The sequence below is a fragment of the Streptomyces sp. NPDC087428 genome, assembly GCF_044744085.1.
Classification (GTDB): Bacteria; Actinomycetota; Actinomycetes; order Streptomycetales; family Streptomycetaceae; genus Streptomyces.
Window position 1 is genome coordinate 2,909 of record NZ_JBIUXR010000035.1, and the last position, 3,294, is coordinate 6,202.

At 68.7% G+C, this 3,294-nt stretch carries 1 protein-coding gene and 3 pseudogenes; all 4 read right to left on the reverse strand.

Features of this window, described 5'->3' with window-relative positions:
* Positions 1 to 511, reverse strand: a pseudogene (locus tag ACIO3R_RS39425) (ATP-binding protein); the annotation flags it as partial.
* A gap of 28 nt (positions 512 to 539) precedes the next feature.
* Complete coding sequence (locus ACIO3R_RS39430) at positions 540 to 1,220, reverse strand: hypothetical protein (protein WP_402111939.1); 681 nt, start codon at positions 1,218 to 1,220, stop codon at positions 540 to 542.
* Positions 1,220 to 1,528 (reverse strand): annotated as a pseudogene (locus ACIO3R_RS39435) (DUF6112 family protein). The gene ACIO3R_RS39430 and the pseudogene ACIO3R_RS39435 overlap by 1 nt, the downstream one beginning before the upstream one ends.
* 89 nt (positions 1,529 to 1,617) lie before the next feature.
* A pseudogene (locus ACIO3R_RS39440) lies at positions 1,618 to 2,762 on the reverse strand (C40 family peptidase).
* Positions 2,763 to 3,294 lie beyond the last annotated feature (532 nt).

Here is a 3,294-nt window from a genome sequence, read left to right on the forward strand (position 1 = left end):
CCAGCGCGAGCACACCCCAGCCGAGGCCGTACATGGCCCCCATCTGGTCAACCTTGATCACGCGGCGGATCGCGTCGTCGATCGAGGTGTTGGCGGCTTTGAAGAGGCCGTCGGACAGCGCGTCCACGACGGTGATGGCGACGGTCGTGAAGGCGATGGCGGAGAAGCTGAACAGAACTCCGGTCATGGTGCCGAACGCCGCCTTGGCGAGCGCACGTTCGTCTCGGCGCCAGGCCGCGGTCATGAGCTGGATGCAGAAGATGCCGACGGTCAGGGTGAGGCCGATGGGCAGCAGCAACTCGTAGTTGTCGCGGAACCACCCGGCGTTGAGGTCGATGGCCGTCGTCTTGTTGACGGCCTTGGCGGCCAGGTCGGCCGCGCTGGACGCCAGCTCGCCCGCCGACTTTGCGATCCACGCGCCGAGACCGTCGGTGACGGTGCCGGCGGGGTTGGTGGCGAAGTCGACGGCGCCGCACACCTTGTCCATCAGCGGGAAGTCGCAGACTCCCATGGGTCGTACCTCCGTTCTGGGGCGGGGTTCAGGGCGCGACGGACGGCATGACGCCGACCAGGGCGCAGGGGTGGTTGGGCCGGCACTGAACCGCGAGGGTGATGGACCGGCTCTCCGCGCCGCCGGCGGCCGAGCCCTTCCAGCGAATCGACTGCTTGCCGGAGACCGTGACGGCGTAGACGTACGCCTGGGTGATCGCCCCGGGGTCGTCCTGGAGGGCCTGGGTAAAGGCGTGCGGGAAGTGCCCCTCGTTGACCTTGGCGGTGGCGACCTGCTTGTTGGCGGCCATCTCCTTCCACAGCACGGCCGAGGGGACCACCTGGTCGACGGAGGCCGGATCGGCGTACTTCGACTCCGTGGTCAGCCATCCGCGCAGCGCCTTGCGCAGCTCGGACTGCGAGTACGCGCGGGTGTCGTACGACCACAGTGCTGCTGCGGCGTCCTTCCCGTACGTGATCGGGTCGTGGGTTTTCGGCGGAACGGGGAGAGTGCGGGGCGGGGTGTGCGGCCCGGGCGGTGCCGTGGAAGAGGAGGACGCCGTGGGTGAACTCGGCGGTGAGGAAGCAGTATCGGAGGGGCTTCGGCCCTCGCGGGTGAGGTAGGCGGCCAGGCCGGCGAGGGTGACGAGCACCGCCAGGACGGCAGTGCCGAGCAGCGCCCGGCGGCGCACGCGAGATGCGCCGCCGGGGTGGGTGGAGTGCTGAGCCATCAGTGGACCTGCGTCCCGAGCGTCGAGAAGAACGCCACCACACCGTTGTCCGCACCGAGAAGAAGGGCCGCGCCGGCGCTGACCAGGACGCCCTTCTTCCCGTTCGCCTAGGCCTGGTGACCACCGGAGTGGTGACCCCAGGCCCACACGCCCGCACTGACGGCGAGGGCGCCGACCACGGCGATGAGTCCGAACAAGTTGATCGAGCCCATTACCTGCTTGAGGACGTTGAGGCCGGGGAGCCCTCCCTCGTTCGGCTTGATTCCAGTGTCGTAGGCGAGCTGTATGACCTGGTCAGCGAGATACATGGGGAACTCCAGTTCGAATGGGCGCACGCCAAAGCCCGGCGGGGCGAACCAGCGGTGCGAGGGGAGGTGAGGAGAGGGAGGAGCGCCGGTCAGACGACTCGGCGAGCCGCGAAAATCCGCGATTTCCAGGACGCGACGGTCGTAATCCGCACTACGTCACCGGTGTGCGGGGCGTGGACGATCAGGCCCTGCCCGATCGCCATCCCGACGTGTTCCGGTACGGAGGCGGTCCCCTCGGTGAAGAGGAGGTCGCCCGGCTTGAGGGCATCGACCGAGATGGGCTTGCGTCCTTGACCTGCGTGTACGTGGTCCGCGTCAGGGTGGCCCCGGCGGCCGTGTACGCGCCCTGCATCAGGGAGGAGCAGTCGCAGCGGCCCATCGGGTTCTTGCCGTGGGAGTCGGTGCAAGTGCCGCCCCACTGATACGGGGTGCCGAGTTGGCCGAGCGCCCACCGGATCGCCGTCTGCACCTTCGGCGGCGCGGAGGCGGGAATCTTGTACTCGTCAGGCAGCGCGCCCGCCGGGATGGTGCCGAAGTCCGTCCCGTCGTTGTCCGCCGAACAACCGCCCGCGGAATCTGGAGAGGGGCTGCCGGTGTCGGCAGAGCCGGACGGCGACGGGCTCGGCGATGCACCGCCGGCCTTCTGCAGCAGGGGCTCAATGGCCTTCTGCAGGGCGGTGGCCAGCGGCTCCCATTTGGCGTACGCCTCGGGGAAGCCCGACTTCTGTACTGCCTGGGCGGCCTGGGTGACAGATAGGGACTGCCAGCCGGAGACCTTCTTGAGTCCCTCGTAGAACTTCGTCGAGGCGTGCACCGGGTCAAGGATCTGGCTGGCCGTGCCCCAGCCCATCGACGGCCGCTGCTGGAAGAGACCCAGCGAATCGCGGTCGCCGTACGTCAGGTTCCGCAGGCCGCTCTCCTGCAGAGCGGTTGCCAGGGCGACGAACTGCCCTCGGGCGGGGATGTTCATCGCGACGCCCGTTGCCTGGATCGTCTTGGCGTTCGGGACCTGATCGGCGGGTGCGTCCAGGCCCGGCACGGAGACCGAGCCCTTGTCACCGCCGTCCAGGATGGCCTTCGCCTGCTTGGCGACGGCGGAGGTGTCCACACCCTGTGCACCGTCGGTCGAGCACGAGGCCGAGGCAGTCCCGGCACCGATGCCGAGGAGCGGCAGTGCCAGCAGGAGTGGTCCGGTGGCGCACAGACCGACGAGGGCTCCCGTCGTCTTCTTCACGGCCGCCGCCGTTCAGCACGACGGCGGTGCGGACCAGGCGACGGAGGTGGGTCGGGGCGCGGGTGTGTCAGGGCATGCTGCACCGCAGCGGCTCCTCGGTGTTCGTAGGAAACGCGGTGCCGACTTCTCGTGCAAAGCCGTCGGCACCGCGCCGATGTGCATCCGCCTCTCGGCGGGCCCGGGTCAGAGGAGTTGGTAGCTCCAGGACGCCGGTTTCAGGTCACGCGCGGCAGCCAGCCGCGCTCGTAATCTCAGGCAGTGCACGTGGGCCTCCTTATGGCGCTCGCGGGCAAATGAGCAACACGCCTCCGACGCTGCTCGATTGGACGTGACAGCTCGGATAAGCACAGCTCAACAGGGGTGGAGCAAGGCTCCTTCCCGGTGGCATGGCGAGACAGTAGACCGGGATTCCGGCCGCACCAAACGTCTGCCATCCAGGGGTCCGAAGCGGAGAGCCGCCTCGTTGGGTGCGGCCGGAATTCGCCGTTAACCTCCGCTGCAACCTCGCACCGGATGCGCGCCGTTGAGCGCT

What these genes read in the sequence shown, in the direction of transcription:
- ACIO3R_RS39430 (WP_402111939.1), bottom strand. Translation starts at nt 1,220, where the DNA reads ATGGCTCAGCACTCCACCCACCCCGGCGGCGCATCTCGCGTGCGCCGC.